Annotated in this window: 28 protein-coding genes; 14 read left to right on the forward strand and 14 right to left on the reverse strand. The window is 65.6% G+C overall.

Annotated features, from left to right (window positions below; all coding sequences use genetic code 11):
- The first annotated feature begins 45 nt into the window (after nt 1-45).
- A complete protein-coding gene (locus ACKY0X_RS10755; protein WP_409429404.1) occupies nt 46-891 on the forward strand; it encodes a lytic transglycosylase domain-containing protein in 846 nt (281 codons plus the stop codon).
- Nucleotides 892-895: 4 nt separating this feature from the next.
- Here ACKY0X_RS10755 and ACKY0X_RS10760 read toward each other — a convergent pair whose 3' ends face one another.
- Nucleotides 896-1261 carry an RNA-binding S4 domain-containing protein gene (locus ACKY0X_RS10760; protein WP_409429405.1) on the reverse strand — a complete coding sequence of 122 codons (366 nt, stop codon included), beginning with the start codon at nt 1259-1261 and terminating at the stop codon, nt 896-898.
- A gap of 12 nt (nt 1262-1273) precedes the next feature.
- Entirely contained in the window at nt 1274-1876 is a 603-nt protein-coding gene (locus ACKY0X_RS10765; protein WP_409429406.1) for an FKBP-type peptidyl-prolyl cis-trans isomerase, read from the reverse strand.
- A 44-nt stretch (nt 1877-1920) separates the two neighbouring features.
- Here ACKY0X_RS10765 and ACKY0X_RS10770 point away from each other — a divergent pair, with 44 nt between their 5' ends.
- On the forward strand, nt 1921-2523 hold the full coding sequence (locus tag ACKY0X_RS10770) for a class I SAM-dependent methyltransferase (RefSeq protein ID WP_409429407.1): 603 nt from the start codon (nt 1921-1923) through the stop codon (nt 2521-2523).
- Between the two features lie 118 nt (nt 2524-2641).
- Here the strand turns inward: ACKY0X_RS10770 and ACKY0X_RS10775 are convergent, their stop codons facing one another.
- The 3 genes from ACKY0X_RS10775 to ACKY0X_RS10785 form a co-directional block, all read right to left on the reverse strand.
- Nucleotides 2642-3655 carry an NADP-dependent oxidoreductase gene (locus ACKY0X_RS10775; RefSeq protein WP_409429408.1) on the reverse strand — a complete coding sequence of 338 codons (1014 nt, stop codon included), beginning with the start codon at nt 3653-3655 and terminating at the stop codon, nt 2642-2644.
- A 73-nt stretch (nt 3656-3728) separates the two neighbouring features.
- On the reverse strand, nt 3729-4379 hold the full coding sequence (locus ACKY0X_RS10780) for a maleylpyruvate isomerase family mycothiol-dependent enzyme (protein ID WP_409429409.1): 651 nt from the start codon (nt 4377-4379) through the stop codon (nt 3729-3731).
- 6 nt (nt 4380-4385) lie between these two features.
- Nucleotides 4386-4925, reverse strand: a complete 540-nt coding sequence (locus ACKY0X_RS10785) for an FKBP-type peptidyl-prolyl cis-trans isomerase (RefSeq protein ID WP_409429588.1) — start codon at nt 4923-4925, stop codon at nt 4386-4388.
- Between the two features lie 79 nt (nt 4926-5004).
- Here ACKY0X_RS10785 and ACKY0X_RS10790 point away from each other — a divergent pair, with 79 nt between their 5' ends.
- Together ACKY0X_RS10790 and ACKY0X_RS10795 are read left to right on the forward strand one after the other, a co-directional pair.
- Nucleotides 5005-6042 (forward strand): TIGR03617 family F420-dependent LLM class oxidoreductase, encoded by a 1038-nt coding sequence (locus ACKY0X_RS10790; RefSeq protein ID WP_409429410.1) that lies wholly within the window; start codon nt 5005-5007, stop codon nt 6040-6042.
- A gap of 10 nt (nt 6043-6052) precedes the next feature.
- Nucleotides 6053-6928, forward strand: a complete 876-nt coding sequence (locus tag ACKY0X_RS10795) for a hypothetical protein (RefSeq protein ID WP_409429411.1) — start codon at nt 6053-6055, stop codon at nt 6926-6928.
- Here ACKY0X_RS10795 and ACKY0X_RS10800 read toward each other — a convergent pair.
- The 3 genes from ACKY0X_RS10800 to ACKY0X_RS10810 form a co-directional block, all read right to left on the reverse strand.
- Nucleotides 6925-7755, reverse strand: a complete 831-nt coding sequence (locus tag ACKY0X_RS10800) for a DUF6498-containing protein (protein ID WP_409429412.1) — start codon at nt 7753-7755, stop codon at nt 6925-6927. The two genes, ACKY0X_RS10795 and ACKY0X_RS10800, sit on opposite strands and share 4 nt — an antisense overlap.
- A 70-nt stretch (nt 7756-7825) precedes the next feature.
- Nucleotides 7826-8749 carry an NAD(P)H-dependent flavin oxidoreductase gene (locus tag ACKY0X_RS10805; RefSeq protein WP_409429413.1) on the reverse strand — a complete coding sequence of 308 codons (924 nt, stop codon included), beginning with the start codon at nt 8747-8749 and terminating at the stop codon, nt 7826-7828.
- A 24-nt stretch (nt 8750-8773) separates the two neighbouring features.
- Complete coding sequence (locus ACKY0X_RS10810) at nt 8774-9379, reverse strand: TetR/AcrR family transcriptional regulator (RefSeq protein ID WP_409429414.1); 606 nt, start codon at nt 9377-9379, stop codon at nt 8774-8776.
- Nucleotides 9380-9439: 60 nt separating this feature from the next.
- Between ACKY0X_RS10810 and ACKY0X_RS10815 the strand changes: the two genes are divergently transcribed.
- Nucleotides 9440-10078, forward strand: coding sequence for an O-methyltransferase (locus tag ACKY0X_RS10815; RefSeq protein WP_409429415.1), 639 nt, complete (start codon nt 9440-9442; stop codon nt 10076-10078).
- A gap of 32 nt (nt 10079-10110) precedes the next feature.
- Here the strand turns inward: ACKY0X_RS10815 and ACKY0X_RS10820 are convergent, their stop codons facing one another.
- Entirely contained in the window at nt 10111-10911 is an 801-nt protein-coding gene (locus ACKY0X_RS10820) for an alpha/beta fold hydrolase (protein ID WP_409429416.1), read from the reverse strand.
- 134 nt (nt 10912-11045) lie between these two features.
- On the opposite strand from ACKY0X_RS10820, the gene ACKY0X_RS10825 reads away from it, so the two are divergent.
- Nucleotides 11046-11807, forward strand: coding sequence for an MgtC/SapB family protein (locus tag ACKY0X_RS10825; RefSeq protein WP_065041245.1), 762 nt, complete (start codon nt 11046-11048; stop codon nt 11805-11807).
- A 92-nt stretch (nt 11808-11899) separates the two neighbouring features.
- Nucleotides 11900-12331 carry a cellulose-binding domain-containing protein gene (locus ACKY0X_RS10830; RefSeq protein WP_409429417.1) on the forward strand — a complete coding sequence of 144 codons (432 nt, stop codon included), beginning with the start codon at nt 11900-11902 and terminating at the stop codon, nt 12329-12331.
- A gap of 8 nt (nt 12332-12339) precedes the next feature.
- Here the strand turns inward: ACKY0X_RS10830 and ACKY0X_RS10835 are convergent, their stop codons facing one another.
- A complete protein-coding gene (locus ACKY0X_RS10835) occupies nt 12340-12906 on the reverse strand; it encodes a dihydrofolate reductase family protein (protein ID WP_409429418.1) in 567 nt (188 codons plus the stop codon).
- Nucleotides 12907-12956: 50 nt separating this feature from the next.
- Here ACKY0X_RS10835 and ACKY0X_RS10840 point away from each other — a divergent pair, with 50 nt between their 5' ends.
- Nucleotides 12957-13103: a hypothetical protein gene (locus ACKY0X_RS10840; RefSeq protein WP_409429419.1), complete on the forward strand. Its 147-nt coding sequence runs from the start codon at nt 12957-12959 to the stop codon at nt 13101-13103.
- 24 nt (nt 13104-13127) lie between these two features.
- Here the strand turns inward: ACKY0X_RS10840 and ACKY0X_RS10845 are convergent, their stop codons facing one another.
- The 3 genes from ACKY0X_RS10845 to ACKY0X_RS10855 all read right to left on the reverse strand — a co-directional run bounded on the left by ACKY0X_RS10845 (nt 13128) and on the right by ACKY0X_RS10855 (nt 14909).
- Nucleotides 13128-13679, reverse strand: a complete 552-nt coding sequence (locus tag ACKY0X_RS10845; RefSeq protein ID WP_409429420.1) for a YaeQ family protein — start codon at nt 13677-13679, stop codon at nt 13128-13130.
- Between the two features lie 121 nt (nt 13680-13800).
- Nucleotides 13801-14703 (reverse strand): alpha/beta hydrolase, encoded by a 903-nt coding sequence (locus ACKY0X_RS10850; protein WP_409429421.1) that lies wholly within the window; start codon nt 14701-14703, stop codon nt 13801-13803.
- The gene (locus ACKY0X_RS10855; protein WP_409429422.1) at nt 14700-14909 is read right to left on the reverse strand and encodes a hypothetical protein; all 210 of its coding nucleotides are present in this window, start codon (nt 14907-14909) and stop codon (nt 14700-14702) included. Before ACKY0X_RS10855 ends, ACKY0X_RS10850 begins: the two co-directional genes overlap by 4 nt.
- A 169-nt stretch (nt 14910-15078) precedes the next feature.
- On the opposite strand from ACKY0X_RS10855, the gene ACKY0X_RS10860 reads away from it, so the two are divergent.
- From ACKY0X_RS10860 to ACKY0X_RS10885, 6 genes are all read left to right on the forward strand, one after another.
- Entirely contained in the window at nt 15079-15312 is a 234-nt protein-coding gene (locus tag ACKY0X_RS10860; protein ID WP_409429423.1) for a hypothetical protein, read from the forward strand.
- Complete coding sequence (locus ACKY0X_RS10865; protein ID WP_409429424.1) at nt 15294-15644, forward strand: type II toxin-antitoxin system PemK/MazF family toxin; 351 nt, start codon at nt 15294-15296, stop codon at nt 15642-15644. Before ACKY0X_RS10860 ends, ACKY0X_RS10865 begins: the two co-directional genes overlap by 19 nt.
- A 256-nt stretch (nt 15645-15900) precedes the next feature.
- Nucleotides 15901-16134: a hypothetical protein gene (locus ACKY0X_RS10870; protein WP_409429425.1), complete on the forward strand. Its 234-nt coding sequence runs from the start codon at nt 15901-15903 to the stop codon at nt 16132-16134.
- Nucleotides 16124-16435 (forward strand): type II toxin-antitoxin system PemK/MazF family toxin, encoded by a 312-nt coding sequence (locus ACKY0X_RS10875; protein WP_409429426.1) that lies wholly within the window; start codon nt 16124-16126, stop codon nt 16433-16435. Before ACKY0X_RS10870 ends, ACKY0X_RS10875 begins: the two co-directional genes overlap by 11 nt.
- 661 nt (nt 16436-17096) lie before the next feature.
- Nucleotides 17097-17516: a metalloregulator ArsR/SmtB family transcription factor gene (locus ACKY0X_RS10880; protein WP_033725375.1), complete on the forward strand. Its 420-nt coding sequence runs from the start codon at nt 17097-17099 to the stop codon at nt 17514-17516.
- Nucleotides 17513-18553, forward strand: coding sequence for a cation diffusion facilitator family transporter (locus tag ACKY0X_RS10885; protein WP_033725373.1), 1041 nt, complete (start codon nt 17513-17515; stop codon nt 18551-18553). Before ACKY0X_RS10880 ends, ACKY0X_RS10885 begins: the two co-directional genes overlap by 4 nt.
- A 302-nt stretch (nt 18554-18855) precedes the next feature.
- Here the strand turns inward: ACKY0X_RS10885 and ACKY0X_RS10890 are convergent, their stop codons facing one another.
- Nucleotides 18856-19431: a hypothetical protein gene (locus ACKY0X_RS10890; RefSeq protein WP_409429427.1), complete on the reverse strand. Its 576-nt coding sequence runs from the start codon at nt 19429-19431 to the stop codon at nt 18856-18858.
- Nucleotides 19432-19818 lie beyond the last annotated feature (387 nt).

The raw sequence follows: 19818 nt of genomic DNA on the forward strand, positions 1-19818 counted from the left end.
CCGCCCTGCGCCGTTCGCGACCGGTCGCGGGAGAAGATGAACGGCATGGCTGTTCGGTTGTGGCGCCTGGTCGCCTCCCTGGTTGTGACCCTCGGCTGTGCGGTGACGGCGGCGCTACCTGCCGGCGCGGCGCCCGGCGTGGACCCCGCGGCGGTGGCCGCCGATCTGGTCGCGGCCGATCAGGCGTTGCGGAATACGTCCTCGCCCGAGCAGGTGTTGGCGGCGGCGGCCCGCCGCCAACAGGTCGCCTACCGGACCCTCGGCGCGCATCCCGAGTGGGATGCGATCGCCCGCCCGCAGATCCCGCCGGCGCTGCTCGACGTCTACGACCGCAATATCGACGCCCGTCGGCAACTCATGGCGCTTACCGATCCGAAGCCCACCATGCCGCCTTGGCGGGTGGTGCCACCGGTCCCGGCCAACGAACTGCTGGCCGCCTACCGCGCGGCCGAGGCCGCGTCCGGGGTGCCGTGGAACTACCTGGCGGCGATCAACTTCGTCGAGACCGGCTTCGGCCGCATCAACGGGGTCAGCGATGACGCCGCCCAGGGGCCGATGCAGTTCCTACCGTCGACGTTCGCGGCTTACGGCAACGGGGGAGACATCCACTCGCCGCGTGATTCCATCATGGCGGCCGGTCGTCTGTTGGCCGCCAACGGTTTTGCCACCAATCGCGACAAGGCGATCTGGGGTTACAACCATTCCGACTACTACGTGCGGGCGGTCAACGACTACGCCGCGGTCATCGGTGGCGACCCGGCCGGATTCGCCAGCTATTACCGCTGGGACACCTACTACCGGACCACCGCCGGCGACCTGCTGCTGCCGATCGGCTATGTCTCGTCGTCGCGGATTCCGGTGGCGGAGTATCTGGCTGCGCACCCGCAGTGACCCCTCAGCGCTGTTGGGCCCGCCACTTGTCCAGCACCCGGCGATCCCGCTTGGTCGGTCGTCCGGCGCCGCGGTCACGGGTGGCCATCGCCGTGGCGGAGGCCGGTGGGGGCGGCGGCGTTCGATCCAGGTAACAGGTCACCGCGTCGGCCGCACCGACCCGCTTCTGAATTACCCGCAGCACCTCGACGATTCGGGTGCGATCACCCACCAGGGAGCTGACCACGTCACCGGGCGAGACCATTGTCGCCGGCTTGGCCGGTCGGTTGTTCACCCGCACGTGTCCGCCGCGGCAGGCGGCCGCGGCGTCCGGCCGGGTCTTGGTGATCCGCACCGCCCACAGCCACCGATCCACTCGGCTCGATTCCATGGCGGGCCAGGCTCAGCGTGAGGCGTTGAGGATCTTGATTGCGAAGACGAGCGTGTCGCCCGGAAGGATGCCGGCGGCCGGCTGCCCCTCGGGGTAGCCGTCGGCGGGGACCATCGCGACCGCCACGGTCGAGCCGATCTTCTGGCCCGCAATGGCCTTCTGGAATCCCGGGACCACCCGGTCCAATCCGAAGTCGACCGGTTTGCCGCGTTCGTAGCTGCTGTCGAACACCGACCCGTCGCGTCCGTTGACGCCCATGTAGCAGACCGAGACCGTCGCGTGGTCACCGACGACACGGCCGTCGCCGGCGTGCAGGGTGTGCACCTCGGTCTGGGCCACCTTGAACGGCCCGGTCACGACGACGCTGGGTGCGGCGGAGTTCGTGGAGCCGGTCACCGCGATGCTGCCGGTGGCACCCTTCAACGTCCACTCCGCCGCAACGCCTTCCGTAGGTGGCTTGGACGGGCAGGCGGTGACGGTCTCGCCTCCCGGGGGCAGGAAGAGGTCGGTGACCGACGACGTCTTCGATGACGAAGTGCTGTCCGAACCGCCACAACCGGCGAGCGTCGCCGCCAACGAGGCGACACCGGCGGCGAGTACGACGAACCGAGGCATGCGCGAATTCACCTTGGCCACGCTACAGCCCCTAGCATCAGCGCATGCCGGGCGAACAGCGGCCACGCTGGAATCACAACATCCACTACCACCGCGTTGTCCTCGATGCCGTTCCCGACGGCGCCGCCTCGGCTCTGGATGTCGGGACCGGGAACGGGCTGTTGGCCGCCGACCTACGCGAACGGATTCCGCGGGTGCTGGCCATCGACGTCGACGACACGGTGCTGGAGACGGCTCGTCACGAACGGGGCGATATCGGCTGGCTTCATGGCGACGTGATGTCCTACCCGTTCGCCGAGACCTTCGACGTGGTGGCCTCGGTCGCGACCCTGCACCACCTGTCAGATCCAGGCTCGGCGCTGCGACGGCTGGCGGAGCTCACCGCGCCGGGCGGTGTCCTGGTGGTGGTCGGCCTCGCACGGGCGACCCGGCCGTGGGAGTACGCGCTCGCGGTGGTCGGGGCACTCCAGCACAGGTGGCTGTGTGCACGAAACGGCTATTGGGAGCACACCGCACCGACCGTGTGGCCGCCGGCGCAGTCGTATTCCGACGTCCGTCGCCTCGCCGCGGCGGAGTTGCCGGGGATGCGTTGGAGATTGCTGCCGATGTTCCGCTACGCGCTAATCTGGCGAAAGCCCCTTGCGTAGCAATTTGTTATGCCCACGACTACACGGTGGTGCTGCATGCGGTGCTCATTCCCGAAACGTTGGCGATCCATCGGCTCCGGTAGCGGGCGCCCGACGCGCTGGTGACGCGCTGGCCGGCCTAAGCGGAGACCTTCACCACGAGCTTGCCAACGTTCTTGCCGTCGAACAGCATGTTGATCGCGGTTGGCAGCTGCTCGAAGCCCTCGACGACGGTCTCCAGCGGGGTGAGCTTGCCGGCGGCGATCAGCTCGGAGATCTCGGTGTTGGCCTCCGATGCCCGAAGGAAGTGATCGAGGACGATGAAGCCCTTCACGGTGGCCCGCTGGATCAGCAGATTGCCGAACGCGCGCGGGCCGGGCGGGGGGTTGGTCTCGTTGTACCCCGAGATGAGCCCACAGAGCGCGATCCGCGCGCCGACGTTCACGCGCGCAAAGATGGCATCCATGATGTCGCCGCCGACGTTCTCGAAGTCGACGTCGATGCCGTTGGGCGTCGCGGCGGCAAGCTGGCGTGCCCAGTCGTCGGCGCGGTAGTCCACCGCCGCGTCGAAACCGAGTTGATCGGTGAGCAGCGCACATTTCTCCGGTCCGCCGGCGATCCCGACGACCCGGGCGCCGCTGGCCTTGGCAAGCTGACCGGCAACCGAACCGACCGCGCCGGCTGCCGCCGAGACGACGACGGTTTCGCCCGGCTGCGGCTTGCCGATGTCGCGGATCCCGATCCACGCGGTGAGCCCGGTCATGCCGAGCGCGCCCAGGTAGGCGCTGGGCGAGACGCCGTCCGCGACGTCGACCGGGAACAGCGGCATGGTGTCGGAGACGACCACGTACTCCTGCCAGCCGGTCAGGCCCTGCACGGTCTGGCCGACCGAATAGTTCGGATTGTTCGATGCGATGACCACGCCGAGGCCGGCCGCGCGCATGACCTCGCCGATGCCGACCGGCGGCAGGTACGACGGAGTCTCGTTGATCCACATCCGGTTGGTCGGGTCCAGCGAGATCCAATCGACACGCACCAGTGCCTCGCCGTCGCCGATCTCCGGCACCGCCTGCTCGCTGAGTTCGAAGGTGTCCGGGCCAATGCGGCCGGCTGGGCGTTCGCGAAGAAGGAAGCGGCGATTGCGATCGGTCATGAGCGCACGCTACCGCACGCAGACGACCATGGCAATGGTCCCCAAATCGGTTGGGGGACAATGCAAGAGAGCTTCACACGTGGCCTGTGAACATTCGCAGTGCCTGCACGTGGACGGCGGGGCCGGTCAGCTCGACATCGGCTCGCGTCTGGCGCCCCGCCAACCAGCGAACCAGGTTTGCCGGCGTCCCCTGCACCAGTACAGCCTGATCCGTTTCGGGACCTACGGATGCCACAACGTGGCCGTCATCGGTGCTGACTGTCATCGCCGCGCCCACGGGAAGCTTTGCGTGCTGATAGCGCAGCAGTGGGTCAATGGCTTCTCGCAGCGTCGCCGGGGCCGGGTGGTCGGCGCCGTTGGCGGCGGCCAGGTCATCGTGATGGGTCCAGTACTCGAACAGCGTGAGCGGTGCTATCCGCGACCGGAGCAGCAGTCGCGGCAGTGGGCGCCGCAGCCGGTCGATCAACTCGGTGAAGCCGTAGCGGTGCTCACGGCGAATTGTGAACTCCACCAGTCTCGGTGGCGCCGGCAAAGCGATTCCGCGCGCCACCAGCGATCGCGCCATGAACGTCGAGACGCCACCCAGGCGTTCCTCGGCCGCCAGGTGGGCCGCAAGATCTCGCGCGGTCCACGACCCGCAGCCGGCGCGCGCCGTGGCGCCGGCGGCACTCAACGAGGTCGTGAGTGCCGCCCGTTCCGCCTCGATGTCTCCGGCGAGCGCCACCGTGGATCAGCCTGAGGCGCCCAGGATCTTGATCGCGAAGACGAGAGTGTCGCCCTGCCGGATTCCGGCGCTGGGCTGGCCGTCGGGGTAGCCGTCCGCAGAGGTCATGGCCACCGCGACCGTGGATCCGACGGTTTGGCCGGCGATCGCCTTCTGGAATCCGGGGATGACGCCGTCGAGCGGGAAGTCCACCGGGGCGCCGCGCTTGTAACTGCTGTCGAACACCGACCCGTCGCGTCCGTTGACGCCCATGTAGCAGACGGACACCTTGGCCGTGCCCGGAACCACCGGGCCGCTGCCGGCCTGCAACGTGTGCACCTGGGTCGAAGTCACGCTGAACGGCGCCGACACATCCACCCGGGGTGCGGCCGTCTCGGTCGATCCGGTGACCGCGACGCTGCCGGTGGCCCCGGTCAGCGTCCACTCGGGCGTGCCGGCGGCCGGTGCGGCGGTGGGGCAAGTGTCGGCGGCGACGGCCGTGCCTGCCGCCGCGAAGGGCAGGGCGATTGCCGCGAGACTGGCCGCGACAGCAACGAAAGAGTGCATCCGAGTGGGTTTCACGTCCGCCACGTTACAGACGCAAAGTAGTCCCGTCAGCGGCGACTCGGCACGTAGTCTCACCCACGTGCACATTGACGTCATGGCCCTGCCGCAGCCGTTAGCCAAGGCCGGCGACCTAGCCCGCAACACCCAAATGGCGGGTTTCTCCGGTCTGCTGTTCACCGAAGCCGGTCGCACCGCGTACCTCAACGCCGCCATCGCATCTCAGGCCGCACCGGGTCTGGAGCTGTCGACCGGCGTCGCGGTTGCCTTTCCCCGCAGCCCGTTTGTCACGGCGGCCACTGCGTGGGAGCTGCAGGAGGCGAGCGGCGGCAAGTTCCGGTTGGGTCTCGGCACGCAGGTGCGTACCCATGTGGTGCGGCGCTACGGCGCGGCGTTCGACCATCCCGGCCCCCGGCTGCGCGACTACGTGCTCGCGGTCAAGGCGTGCTTTGCCGCCTTCCGAACGGGAAAGCTGGATCATCACGGGGACTTCTACGACCTGGATTTCATCACCCCGCAGTGGAGCGCAGGGCCGATCGATGCACCCGATCCCAAGGTCGATGTCGCGGCGGTGAATCCGTGGATGTTGCGGATGGCCGGCGAGGTAGCCGACGGTGTTCATGTTCACCCGCTCGGCGAGCCCGGCTACCTGGCGCGTCACGTGATGCCGAAGCTGGCCGAAGGCGCCGCGAAGGCGGGCCGTACCCCGTCGGAGGTCGCCGTGATCGTGCCCGCGATGACCATCGTCGGCGACAGCGATGAAGAGCGGCACAAGGAGCGGGAGTTCGTGCGGGCCAGCCTGAGCTTCTACGGAAGCACCCCGAATTACGCCTTCATCTGGGATGAGGCCGGGTTCGACGGCACCACAGCCCGGATCCGCGAGAAGCAGAAGGCCGGCGACTTCGCCGGGATGGCAGCACAGATCAGTGACGAGCACCTGGCCGCGTTCGCCACCGATTCGACGTGGGATGAGTTGGCAGACAAGCTGATCGGCAAGTACGGGGGAGTTGCAACGCGCCTGGTCCTGTACAACGCACTCGGGGATCCGGAGCGCTTCGAGCGATACGGTGAGATCGCCCAGCGGATTTCGGCCTGGCCGCACACTGTCCCGGCACGTTGAGGTCAATGCCGTGGTGATCGGGGTGGCCGCAGCGCTGCTGGCCTGTTTCGGCTACGGGGTTGCGTCGGTCCTGCAGGCCTACGGCGCACGCAGTTCTGCTGCGGGAGACGGTGCGCACGTCACATCAGATGGCCGACCGACCCTGCGCTCGACCGCCAATGCGGTGCTGACCACGGCGTTCATTGCCGGGATGGCCCTCGATGTCGTCGGTTTCGCCGGCAACATCGTCTCGGCCCGGCTGATACCGCTGTTTCTGTCGCAGACCATCGTCAGCGCTAATCTGGTCGTTACCGCGGTGCTCGGCATCGCCGTGCTTGGTGTTCGCCTGAACCGCCGCGATTGGGCGGCGATCGCAACGGTGATCGTGTCACTGTGCGTGTTGGGGTTAAGCGCTGGACAGACCGGAACCGACACGTCGGGAACCGGGCTGCACCGGGCGCTGATGTTGCTGGCGATGCTGATCGCGGCCCTCGGGGTGGGCCTCATTCGCCTGCTGGGAGCCCGCGCCGCCATCGCCGCTGGATTGGTCGCCGGTGTCCTCTACGGAGTGATGGCCATCGCGGTTCGGGTAGTCGATGGCGTCGATCCGCTGCGGTTGCCCGTTCTGCTGAAAGACCCGGCGTTCTGGGCGATCGCTATTGCCGGGGCCGGTGGCTTCTATCTGTTTACCGTTGCGCTGCAGCTGGGTTCGGTGAACGGCGCCGTTGCTGCTTTGGTCGTCGGCGAGACGGTGATGCCCGGGATAGTCGGCGTGACGCTGCTCGGGGACACCGCTCGACCTGGCCTGGACTGGTTGGTGGCGTTAGGGTTCTGCACCGCGGTCGCAGGTGCGGTGGCCGTCGCCATATTCGGTGCGGCCCAGCATGTCCCGGCGGCACAGGATTAGGACCGGGGGGCCTTCCAGGGCTGCTCGTTGCGCCGTTGCCGCTCCCGCTCGTTGGCTTGGTCCTTCACCCAGAAGTCCTCGAATCGTTCGCCGGGATGCACGTTCGGCAGTCGATTCATCAGGTTGCTGAGCCCGCGCGGAGGCCTCGCCGGCTCCCATTGAGGAACCACCGCGCTGAGCGCGGCAAGGCTCTTGAGCACGACGAATACCGTGAACAGGGCACCGGGAGCGTTCGTCGCAGCGATCCCGGCGAATCCGAGCAGCAGGGTCATATGCACGACCATGACGCGGCCCAGGCCGATGTTGGCGGCGGTCTCGATATCCCGGAAAGACCAGCGGCGCAGGTCGACCAGATCGGTGAGGAACTCCATCGTCAGGAACAGCAACACGCCCAGGCAGCCCCAGCCGACGCTGCGCCAGTCCAGGTCGATCATCGCAAGTTCGGGTGCCCGGTTGTGAATCAACAGCGCGAGAATGGCCGCAAGGAACACTCCGTGGGCGGCGCAGAACACCAAGCTGATCAGGGCGAAACCGCTCAAGAATGACGAATTGGACGGCCCGCCGGTTCCAGGCCCACGGTAGCGGAAGTGCCCGTACTTCGGGTTCAGGCGTTGGTGCACGGCGATGCGGGCTATCACCAGCAGACACACCGTGACGTTCTCGAACCAGTACACGACCACCGTCGTTGCGCCCGACCAATGTTGACCGAACCAGCCGAATGCCGGGACCGCGATGACGCCGAGCACGGCGAACAGATGCAGCGGTGAGAACTTCGAGCGGCGTCGCGAATCCTGCCCCGATTCAGGCCCCGACTCAGGCAGGGTCACGCGTCGTCCATCCGACTCTGGCGAACCATTGCATGATCATGGGCGCTCCGAGCTCATCTGCGGGCGCGGTTCACAAACTTTCGGCTCGCGCTCGTGCACCGTCTAGCACCGCTTCGATCTCGCCCCACGTGCGACGGATGATCTCGGCGACCGGCAGAAGATCGACGATCCGGGACGACACCTGGCCGGTGTTGGCGACGCTGGCCTCCATGTCGCCGTCGAAGTACAGCTCGGTGATCTTTCCCAGCAGCCGTGAATCCGGGTCGTGTGCAGCGACCCTGGCGGCCAGTCCGGTCCGCAGAACCCGCATCGTCGGATTGCCGGGAACGTCGAGAAGCACTGTGCCGGAATCGTTTGCGGCCACAATGGCGTCCTTGAAGTTCGCGTGCACCGCGGATTCGTGGCTGGCCAACATCCGGGTGCCCATCTGCACGCCCTCGGCGCCCAACACCAGTGCCGCTGCGGCCGAGCGCGCATCGCAGATGCCACCGGCGGCGATGATCGGCAGGTCAACATTCTCGGCGACCAGGGGGAGCAGCACCATGGTTGAGGCGCCCAGCAGTGACTTGAAACCGCCGCCTTCGACGCCCTCGACCACCAGCGCATCGACACCGGCGTCGGCGGCTTTGGACGCGCCCTTGAGTGAGCCGACAACGTGGACCACCGTCATTCCGGCGTCGTGCAGCGATTTGGTGAACAACCCCGGGTCACCGGCGGAGGTGAAGACATGGCGCACGCCGGCTTCGGCCAGGGTGTCGACAATCGAAGGATCGCCCTTCCACCCCTGGATCATCAGGTTGGCCGCCACCGGCTTGTCGGTGAGCTCACGCACCCGCTGTAGATCGGCACGGCCTTCGGGGGTGAGAGTCTCGATCACGCCGAGCCCGCCCGCCTCGGACACCGCCGCAGCGAGTTCGGCGCGCGCGATGTAGGTCATCGGGGCCTGGACGACGGGGTAGGCAACCCCGAGCAGGGATTGGATGCGGTTGGCCACAGCTTATTCAAGCATCATGGCTGCCTACGGCTTTGACCAGCGGCGGCACATCGACAGGGCGCCGTCGACGACCTCGTCGATGAAGATGCCGTCAACGGGTTCGCCAGTCACGATCACCCGATAGTGCATTCGGCTGACAAGCCACTCGGCAAGCGCGGCCACGTCGGCGTCGGGGCTGAGATCACCACGGGCGATCGCCCGAACAAACGGCTTCTGGTCGCGAACGCGCTGATCATGCAGGTAACGGGCACGAAAGACCTGGGCAAGATCCGGATCGTGCTGGGCTTGCCCCACCAGCGCGCGATAGACGGCGCCTGCATCGTCGACGGTGAGGAAGTGGGCGGTGGCGCGCAGATGCGCGCGCAGATCGGACTCGAGGGTGCCGGTATCGGGAGGTTCGAGTTCGGCGGCCGCGTCTTCGAGGAAGGCGTCCATCAGGACGTCCGTCTTGGAACTCCACCAGCGGTAAACGGTCTGCTTTGCCACCCCCGCCGCCTTGGCGATGCCTTCGACGGTGACTCCCGCGAAACCCTTCTCGGCCAGTAGGTCGTCGGCCGCATGCAGGATGGCCTCGCGGGCCGCTTCGCTGCGCCCGTGCCGATTGCCGCGATGCGGCTGTGTGCTTGCCACAGCTCGATCTAACACCACCTCAATCTAGACAAGACGCAACGTAGCGTCTAGCGTAGGGGCATGACTGCAACTCTGAACCTTCCGGAATACACCGCGATCATCGACCGGCTTTTTGCTGATGCGCAGGGGGATGCTGAACGCCGACAAGGCATCTCGCCAGACGACTACTCGGTCGAAGAACGTGTAGACGCTTTTCAGGACGTCTACCTGCCCGTGGCGCCTGACTCGGGCCGGCTGCTGTACAGCCTCGTTCGCGCGTTGAAGCCGACGAGGATCGTGGAGTACGGCATGTCATATGGCATCTCGACACTGCATCTGGCCGCCGCGGTCCGCGACAACGGCACGGGGCACATCATCACCACGGAGATGAGCGCCCGAAAGATCGCAACCGCCCGAGCGACATTCGATGCGGCTGGGGTCAGTGACCTGATCACCATCCTCGAGGGCGACGCCCGCACCACCCTCAAAGCAATCAGCGAACCAGTGCAATTCGTGCTTCTCGATGGCTGGCCCGACCTCGATCTGACGGTGATCAGGCTGCTTGAGCCGGTGCTGGCGACGGGCGCACTCATTGTCGGCGACAACGTGAACCTGGACCCGACTCACGCGTACCTCGACTATGTGCGCGCTCCGGAGAACGGCTACGTCAGCAGCCCGCTGGCGCTCGACACGGGGTTGGAACTAGCTGTCCGCGTGTAGCTTTGGCGGAAGGCTGCCGGGCCGGGGCTTCGTTATGAAGCCTCGGCCTGTGCACCCGGAGCGCTGCCCTCGAGCAGAACGCGTGCGACGAGCTCGGGGTCATCGGCCATCGGCACGTGGCCGCACCCGGGCAGTCGGATGTGCCGGGCCTGGGGGAGTCGCTTCTCGGCGATACGCGCCTGGTAGGGCAGCAGGATTCGGTCGCGTGCGGCCCATGCGACGGTCACCGGGATGTCGGCCGGGATCTCGCGGTCGAACACTTCGGCGGCCGGGAAGATCTTCTTCATGGCGGGAATGGCCCGCCGCATGCCGTTGAGGTCGCCCACGAATTCGTCGGCCGGGATCCGTTCGGGGTGAGCTGACACCACCCCGCCCATGATGTGCCGGGCCCGCGGCGAACGAGCGAGTCTCGGCACCACGGGTGCCAGCAGGCGGGCGCTGGTCGTCAGGCATGTGAAGAGCAGGCGGATGTAGGCGAAGTCGATGGCGTTGTGCCAGTACGCCGCGGGGGACAGCACGGTCGCGCTTGCGACCAGATTGTCCGCGGCGGCCTCCATCGCGATCCGGCCGCCCAGGGAGTTCCCGGCAATGTGCGGGCGCTCGAGTCCCAGCTGGTCCAAGAGAGCGACTAGCTCGTCGCGCAGGGTGCCCTGTACGTCGTCGTTGCGGACCACAAAGTCATGCGATTCGCCGTGGCCGGGAAGATCGAAGAGCACGACGGTCCGGTGGTCGGTCAGGTGCTCGAGTACGGGATACCAGGCCTGCCTGCGGTGTGTGATCCCGTGAACAAGCACCAAGGGCTCACCAGTTCCATGGATCTCGTACTTCAGCATGTCGGTGCTCCTCGTCGCGGACAGTGACCTAGCCCCTTGGCAACCGTAGCCCTGCTGGTGATTCCGTGGGGACCGCGGGGGGACCAATTGGTCGCTTAGGTGTAGCCCATCTTGATACGTGGTAACCCCCCTCGGTGACTACGTGGTTGGCGCAGGGATTCTTCAGCGGGACAGGCCAGGGAACCCGCCAGGTCGTCGAGTTGGTCGCCGCGTTCGGGCTGACCGCGCTCATCGGTCTGGAACGCGAGATCCGAGGTAAAAGCGCCGGATTGTGCACCCAGACGATTGTCGGCACGTCGGCGGGATTGATTCTGCTGGTCAGCAAGTACGGGTTCGGCGACGTCATCGCCGAGGGCACCGTGATCCTGGACCCGTCGCGCGTTGCGGCACAGATTGTGTCGGGGATCGGCTTTCTGGGCGCGGGCCTCATCATCACGCGCCGCGGCGCCGTGATCGGTCTGACCACCGCGGCGGCCATCTGGGAGTCGGCGGCGATCGGGATGGCCGCCGCCGCGGGCCTGCTGTTGTTGGCCGTGGTGGTGACCATGCTGCACTTCGTGATCGTGATCGGGATTGCGCCGTCGGTGCGACGGATGGCGACCCGACTGCCGGGCTCGGTACGCGTGCATGTCATCTACCAGGACGGCCGGGGCATCCTGCGGAAGCTGCTGGAGGCCTGCGATCTGCACAGCTGGCACCTGACTTCGTTGGTCACCGATTCGCCTGCGACGGCGCCCGCAACGGTCGGATTGCCCCTCGGATCGCACACCCAGACCGCCGATCACGTCGGTGTCACGATCACCTTGTCGGGTCCCCGCGTCGTCGAGGCAACGCGAATACTCGCTGATATCGAGGGTGTCACCCGGATCGACCAGATCCATGACGACGCCGACTGACGTCACGTGACGGTTTCAGTTGAGCAAAGGTACTGCAGGCGACCCGGGTTGACAGGGTCGATCTCGCCCATTCGGCTTTAGTGTTGCCTGCTATGGCCGCCCTACTCCACAGTCACGTGAAACGCTGGTGCACAGCGCTTCACGTTGCCGTGGCGGCAGCGATGGTGCTTATCCTCGGATTCGCGACCACCGCCGTGGCCCATGCGGCCGCGGCCACCGCGACGTTGTCGGTGACCTCTTCGTGGCAGACCGGCTTCATCGCCCGCTTCACCATCACCAACTGGAGCTCGGTGCCGATGACCGATTGGCGGCTTGAATTCGACCTGCCGGCCAATGAATCGATCTCGCACGCGTGGAACAGCAGCGTTGGCCGATCTGGCACGCACTATGTTCTGGCCCCGGCGAACTGGAATCGGATCATCGCGCCGGGCGGTACCGCCAGGGGTGGTTTTCGGGGCGTGGTGTCCGGGAACTACTCGCCACCGGTGAATTGCATGCTCAACCGACAGTTGCTCTGCAGCTAGAGGTTGGTTCAGTCGTGCTTCGCTTCGTAGCGCAGCAGTACCGTGCCGCCGGGGAATGTCCGGTTCTCCAACAGCCGCAGCGAGATCCATGACGGCAGGGGCGGGAAGAACGGGATACCACCGCCCACGGCGGTCGGGGCGATCACGATCCGGTACTCGTCCACCAGTCCGGCTTGCACGATCGGTGCGGCCAGCGTTGCGCCGGCCACCTCCAGGTTGCCCTCGGTTTCGGATTTCAATTTCGTCACCACCTGGACCGGGTCGCCGCGTTCCAGTCGGGAATTCCAGTCGACCGACTCCAAGGTGCGTGAGAACACGACCTTGGGCATGGCGCGCCAAATGCGGGCGAACTCGACGATCAAGGGGGAGGCGTCCGCGGCCTCGTCGGCGGCCGGCCAGTAGGCGGCCATCAGTTCGTAGAGCCGCCGCCCGTAGAACGAGAGCGCGGTCTCCCGCTCGAAGTCGTTCCAGTACTGGTGCACTTCGTCGCTCGGCTCGCTCCAGTCGATGCTGCCGTGTGCATCGGCGATGTAGCCGTCCACTGACACGGTGAAGCCGTAGATGAGCTTGCCCATGGAGATCAGTGTGCCCTGGACACCGCCCGGGGTAGGGGGAGAATTGCTGCATGTCGCCCGCGATCTGGATCATCGTTGCCTTGCTCGCCGTCGGGACGATCGCTGGCGGCCTGATGCGGATGCGGGTCTGGTTGCAGAGGCCGGTGCCGCCTGAGGTGATCGAGGCTGCGCACCGCGATGACGTCAAGGACGATTAGTCAGCGATAGCGGGGCTCAGATGTTCACTTCAATGGCTCGGGCGTGAAGGTGACGTCGACACCGCCCACGGTCATCGTCACCTGGCCTTCCATCAGCATTACCTGCGCCGAGACCCGTCTATCTACAGTCTGAGCCAGCTGCTGCACCGGCGCGTGGGGTATCTGCACCACCGACAGGTTGGGCAGCCCGGCCACTTTGGGGCCGACGGTGCGCCACCAGGTGGCCGCGCCGGCGGCGAACGGGAACAGCAGTACCTGTTCGGCTTGGCTGGCCGCTTTACCCAAGGCGCGTTCGTCGGGCTGGCCGACGTTGATCCACTCCAGGATCCGGCCGGTGTAGTCGGCGAGCCGCAGGTCCGGTACGCCGGGGGTGGACAGGCCCGCCCCGAACGCCAACTCTCCGTCGACGTCGGCGACGCGGTGTGCGCGCAGCCCAAAGGCCAACAGCCGCACCACCATCCGCTCATCGTTCTCACTGGGATGGCGGGCCACGGTCAGCGCGTGATCGGCGTAGTAACCGTGATCGACATCGGAGACGCCAAGGTCGACTTTGAATACCGTTGCGGAAAGGGCCACGCCATAGTGTCCACCAAGGTGGGTGTCGGCCGAGCGGCGAGGCCGCTTCGAGTGGTCAGGCCGGTAACCCGACGGTCGCGGGAGACATTCGAACCCCCGACCAGCAGGGCACAGACTCACCTCACTGATCGTTGAGGGCGGTGCCGACGAAGGTCGATATCTGCCGCCTGGCTTCCTTCGATTCCGGAGTCGGTAAAAGGATGAAACCATGGAACCCGCCGGCTATCTCGACAAGCGTCGCGTCTACACCGGCGGAGCGCATGCGGGTCGCGACATTGCGGGAGTCATCGAGTAGACAGTCGTGGGTACCGACGACGATCAGCGTGGGGGGAAAGTCGGCAAACGAGCCGTACAGCGGCGACAGTAGAGGCATCTTCAGATCCAGGTCACCTGCATAGGCCAGCGCACTACGCGAAAGACCCTCGCGGGACAGCAGATCTCGGTGTTCATTCGACACGAAGCCGTCGGAGCTGTTGGTGAGGTCAGCCCACGGGAACATCGTCACCAGAGCCTTCGGCGCGTCTCCGCCTTGGTCCAGAACCCGTCGCACCAGGGACATAGCCAGTCCACCTCCGGCAGACTCCCCAACAATGACCGTGGGGCGGTCACGTGCGACCTCCGAGTAAACCGCCCACACATCATCGAGGGCCGCGGGGAAGGGATGCTCTGGTGCAAGTCGGTAGTCGACACTCACCAGTTCCGCACCGCTGGACTGGGCCAGCCCGCTGTGGGCACGGGCCGCCAGAGAACTACCGGCAACGAATGCCCCACCGTGTACGTGGAAGATCAGCCCTGCGCCCGCCCTGGCCGGACGGAACCACCGAACGGGCACGCCGGCCACCGTGGCGGTGGTCTCTTGGACGCCGCGCACCCTGCGCTGGCGCGACTCCATCGATTGGGTGATCTTGCGTGTTCTGCCCACGTCGTGAGCGCCGCCTGTATGCGATGCCGCCACCAGCACGAGCTTTTGCAGAGCGACCAGCCGTAGACTCGCGCGGTGCGACTTGGGTTCCGACAGGTTCACACGATGCTGCTGAAAATCGCCGCAACCAGCCCGCCCAGGATCAACACGCCAACCATGGCCGTGGCGTAGATCGCGCGGCGGCGTCGGTGTCGGCGGGCGCTGTCGATCGCCACAGCGATGATGACGAGGATCAACGCTGTATAGACCGACAGTCCGACCGTCAGCATCGCCGCTTCACCGGTGCTGGCCAGAGTCACTTCGTGCATGCGGTGAGCCTACGGGGGGACACGCAAGCATCTCGCCGTTGGTCAGGTCGGAAGGATCACCGCCCGGGCGCCGGAAGGCTGGTGTCATGATCCGCGCCGAACGCAGCTATTGCTCATACGCGGGACGATCCGCAAGACTCGGTGTCTACATTTCGTCTACACTGGCGCTATGGCAGCAGAAACCACAACGGTCCGAGTCCGCCGTCCGGATTCCGAGCGGCTGCAATCTCTAGCCAAGGCTCGTCAAACCACCGTCGTCGACGTCGTGCGCGCAGCGATCGACGCCTTGGAGCGGCAGGAATTCCTGCGGGGGCTCAACGGGGATTACCAGCGCCTGCGCAATGACCCCGAACTGTGGGAGCGATACCTGGCCGAGCGTCGCGAGTGGGACACACTGGCTTGATCTGGCGAGGGGAGGTCCACAACGTCGATCTCGGCCAGCCGGTCGGACACGAGCCAGCCTTTCGCCGCCCGGCGGTGGTGGTCTCGGTCGACATTCTCAACAACGGACCGGGCGGTCTGGTGGTCGTCGTCCCGATCACGACCGCTGGTTACGGCCTGCGAAGCCATATCGAACTGGAGCCTGAGGTCAGTGGGCTGGACCACACCTCGTACGCGCGTTGCGACCAACTGCGAGTCGTCTCAGTCGAACGGCTGTCATCTCGCCAGGGAATGATCGGCCCGGATCAGATGCAGGCCATTGACCGAGCTCTACGTTTTGTCCTCGATCTGTGATGCTCGGCTATCGGCATCGTCGGACGAAAACAATTGGGGTGCAGCGCAACACGGTCCGGTTCGGCGGGGGTTTCATCAGATGAAAACGGCATACTTTACCGGAAGCCAGCCGTATTCGATCCGGTCGTATTCCTCCGTCATGGCTGCGTTCCAGGCATCCGAGGTCCTGATCGTTCCAGTGGCTGTGGTGTGTCATCCGCGCGGCGTGCTGATACGGATCCGGTGAATGTCTTACGAAACGTCGTACACTGTGGCTATGGCTGACACGATTACCTTCCGGCCGGATGAAGACACATCGAAGGCACTGGAAGTCTTGACCAAGGATGGCGCGGCCGTCTCGGCGGTCGTTCGTTCTGCCCTCATCGATGCTGCCCGACGGAAGATCGGAGCGGCGATTCGCGTCGAAGCGGAAATGCTCGCTGCCGACGAGTCCGACCGTGCTGAGGCGCTGCAGGTGCTGCGCGACATGGAGACCCTGCGTGCGTGGTGAGGTCTTTCAACTACGCGTCCCGCGAGGGAGTCGTGGTCACGAACAGTCCGGTGCGCGCTACGCAGTAGTCGTCCAGTCGGATCGTCTGCCGCTGTCGACCTGGCTGGTCGCGCCGACGTCCACATCGGCTCGGGCTGCGAGCTTTCGTCCGGAGGTTGAGGTCGACGGCGTAAGCACCCGCGTGCTTGCCGAGCAGGCTGCGGCGGTCGATCCAAGCCGCCTCGGTAGGAGCGTCGGGTTCCTTGGTTTCGACGAGATGCGTCGCGTTGACGCAGCGCTGCGGATCGTGCTCGATCTGTGAGCGTCGCATCGTCGCATCGGGCGGAAACGGTTAGGACGAAGAGCGATACGACGAGGTTGACTGGTAACCCTCCATATTCGATTCCGCCGTATTCGTCGTGCTGAAAGCGGCCGTCGGCGATAAGGCTTCCTAAGCAGCTTGTCGTATTGGATGGCTGCCGCTCCTTTGGGCGCCTACCCGGAAACTAGTTTGCTGAGTGTTGGTCTAGGGGTCGATGGGGTAAGCGGGGCATCAAGCTGCCCCCGTCGTGTCGGCCGGGGCCCATTAACGCTGACATGGCCAACCGTCGAACTAGCCAAACTCGGCTCGTCCTCCAACGCCACTGCGGCGTTATCGCGCGCAAACCGGCTATCTCGATGAATCGGATTCGGCCTCAAACCCCTGGAACACTCGCGACGCCGATCGGTTGAAGCGGGCAAATGATTTCATGGCGTGGGTGGTCGAGGGGTCGCCGTGGAGGCCCGCCGCATCGCCGAAACACGCTGCTTTGCAGACAATCTGGATGGAGCCGTCGCGATGAGTGACCGCCGGGTGATCAGCCTGAATCAGCGACGCTTGAATGACGGGGCGCAGTGATCGCGCCTGGCCCACGCCCGCGTGGCCCGGGCCACCACCTGATCAACGTTTTACACTCGCTCCATACTCCTACTATTATCTGCGCATGAATGCAGATAAAGGGGCTTGTAGTCGTCGGCTGCCCGACGACCAGGTCGATCTGGTGGTCGAGGTGTTCCGGATGTTGGCCGATGCCACTCGAGTTCAGGTGCTGTGGGCGCTGGTGAGCCGCGAGATGTCGGTCAACGACCTGGCGACCCATATCGGCAAACCAGCGCCGTCGGTATCTCAGCATTTGGCGAAGCTGCGGATGGCGCGGCTGGTGCGGACCCGCCGCGAGGGCACCACGATCTTCTACAGCCTCGACAACGACCACATCGGTCAACTTGTCACCGACGCGGTGTTCAACGCCGAACACGCCGGACCAGATGTGCCGGGCCATCACCGCGACGCCGCCGACCTGGCCACCCTGCATCCCGCCACCGTCGACCCCACGCCGATCCGATCGAAGGGACGCCGCACATGATGCACAAGGCCCGACCCGCCGCGGCTGTCGGACATGACCACGGTGAACACGCCGGTCACGACCACGGCTTAGATCACGGCCACGATCACCCCAAAGGCCTGCGCGCAGCGATCAAGGAGATCTTCGCCCCGCACAGCCATGACGCCTCCGACAGCATCGACGGGGCCCTGGAATCCAGTGCCGCGGGCATCCGCGCAGTCAAGATTAGCCTCCTCGCGCTCGCAGCGACCTCCATCGCGCAGCTGGTAATCGTCGTGATCTCCGGGTCGGTAGCCTTGCTGGCCGACACCATCCACAACTTCTCCGACGCCCTGACCGCCATCCCGCTGTGGATCGCTTTCGCGCTGGGCACCAAGGCCGCCACCCGCCGCTACACCTACGGCTACGGCCGCGCCGAAGACCTGGCCGGACTCTTCGTGGTCGCGATGATCACTCTCTCGGCCATCATCGCCGGCATCGAATCCGTTCGCCGGCTGATCAACCCGGTTCCGATCCAACACCTCGGATGGGTCGCCGTGGCCGGGCTGGTCGGCTTCATCGGCAACGAACTCGTCGCGGTCTACCGCATCCGCGTCGGACGCCAAATCGGGTCGGCCGCCCTGATCGCCGACGGGCTGCACGCCCGTACCGATGGCTTCACCTCCCTGGCCGTGCTGCTCGGCGCCGGCGGCGTCGCCCTAGGCTTCCCGCTGGCCGACCCCATCATCGGCGTGCTCATCACCGTGGCGATCTTGGCGGTACTGCGCACTGCCGCACGCGACGTGTTCCGACGCCTACTGGATGCCATCGACCCCGCACTCGTCGCCGCCGCAGAGACCACGCTGGCCGCCGAACCCGGTGTCACCGCTGTGCGCAGCGTCAAAATGCGCTGGATCGGACACCGCATCCACGCCGACGCCGAACTGGACATCGACCCGTCCACCAGCCTCACCAACGCCCATCAGATCGCCCACGACGCCGAACACGCCCTCACCCACGCCATTCCGAAACTATCGAGCGCACTGGTCCACGCCTACCCCGCAAGCCCCACCACCTGAGTCGAGCACCTTCCCGCGAAACACCGGGAGGCGAGTTGTCACTGCGGCTCTGTCTGGATGGCTAGTCGCTGAGACTGGCGGCGAGGTTCTGGACGCGGGATCAGCCTGCGCAACAGCTCTCGGCCGGCGCGTCGGTCGTCAACGCGCAGCACGATATAGGCACCGACATAGGGCGAGGGCCGGGGATGTAGAGCCCCGTTTTGGATATCGTCCAGTTCGAGCGTGACAGGCGTATTTACTGTGGCCATGGACGCGTTCGTCTCTCTAACTGCTTCGACCGCCAATTGTCCCGCGGTGTGGGTTCAGCCCACCGCTTCCTCGAGTAGCGGCTTCAAAGCCGGGTGCTGGAGCGCCTCGGCGGCGTCGGGGTTGTCGAGCACCTGTTGGAATACCTGCTGCAGTCGCAGCGCCTTGTCGATCTCTGCGACGGTCCCGTCATTCGTGTTGGCGAAGATGTCAGCTTCTGTCTGAGTCTCGGTCAGCCAATTCTTGAACTCCTCCCAGGACATGGAGTCGTAGCCGCCTTCGGGGGCTTCCTCCAGATGATTCATCCAATCGAACTGGATCTTGCTCTTGTCTCCGCCGACGAGACCCGCGATGGCGTCGTCGAAGTAGGGGTCGAAATCGAGGTCGAAACTGATCGTGATGAGAAGCCGCTTGCCGTCGTCCAGAACTACATACCTGGCGTCGTGAACGCCGATCTTTTTGTACATTTCCCGTACATCGCCTCGGCTGGCCAGGCCCGTCGCAATCTCATCGATCACCTGGTTGGCATGTCCCGGCTTGATATGCCACAAAGCGCAATACTCGGTCACCGGCCCGCTTTTCTTGCCCTTTCGCGGCAGCCGGGTACTCGCGGCCTCTTGGGTACTGCTCATGGCAATCTCCTTCATAATCGATGACACCTGGACCGACGCGCACCGTCGGCCGACCGCGTCAGGAGCAGTCAGCAAGGGCTAGGAAGTTCGGGACCAACAGCCGAAACGATCCGCTCATCGACCACGAGGGCCTCCGTCCGCGCGCCGCCCATCGCAATCGAGTATTCGCGCTCGATCTGTACGCCATGGAGTTTTCCCAACATCGAACCAGAATATTTACGGACGAGTCGCCTGCTGCACCACCCGCATCGTCCCGCGACTTTGTCCGACGAGTACTCCGTTCGACCCCGAGGCGCATCACCTACCAGTAGACGCGAACCCACATCACTGTCCAGTGCAAAGCCCCGCACACGAATCCAACCGCACCAACAGGCAGTTCGTCGGCCA

Origin of the sequence: Mycobacterium sp. SMC-11, from assembly GCF_046250095.1 — a bacterium.
Classification (GTDB): Bacteria; Actinomycetota; Actinomycetes; order Mycobacteriales; family Mycobacteriaceae; genus Mycobacterium; species Mycobacterium heraklionense_A.